The organism is Lysobacter sp. GCM10012299, from assembly GCF_042649405.1.
In the GTDB taxonomy this organism is placed as follows: domain Bacteria; phylum Pseudomonadota; class Gammaproteobacteria; order Xanthomonadales; family Xanthomonadaceae; genus Lysobacter_J.
Window position 1 is genome coordinate 1 of record NZ_JBHRZC010000018.1, and the last position, 590, is coordinate 590.

Below are 590 nucleotides of genomic sequence, written 5' to 3' on the forward strand. Positions count from 1 at the left end.
GAACGCACGTCCATCACCACGATGCGCTCGTGGTTGCGGTTGAACGGTGCGTACAGGCGCTTGAGCTTGTCCACCGCCGCGGCGCTGCTGGCACCGATCACGATCCGGTCCGGGCGCATGCAGTCGTTGACCGCGTCGCCTTCCTTGAGGAATTCCGGATTGGACGCGACCTCGAAACCGAACTCGGCACCGCGCGAGGCCAGCTCGGCGGCGATCGTCGCGCGCACCTTGTCGGCCGTGCCGACCGGCACCGTCGACTTGTTGACCACCACGACCTGGCGTTCCAGATGTCGGCCGATCGTGCGTGCCACCGCCAGCACGTACTTGAGGTCGGCGCTGCCATCCTCGTCCGGCGGCGTGCCCACGGCGATGAACACCACGTCGCCATGGGCGACCGCGGCTTCGGCGTCGGTGGTGAAACGCAGGCGCCCGGCGGCGTGGTTGGCCTTGACCATCGGCTCCAGGCCCGGCTCGTAGATCGGAATGACGCCCTGGTTGAGGCCGTCGACCTTGGCCTGGTCGATGTCGACGCAGACCACGTCGTGGCCGACGTCGGCCAGGCAGGTGCCGGTGACGAGGCCGACGTATCC

The 590-nt window shown here is 68.3% G+C and carries 1 protein-coding gene; it reads right to left on the reverse strand.

Annotation, left to right across the window (positions count from 1 at the left end):
- Window positions 1-590 (reverse strand): nucleotide sugar dehydrogenase (locus ACFOPO_RS18445; RefSeq protein WP_386705140.1); only part of this gene is annotated, 590 nt, incomplete at both ends.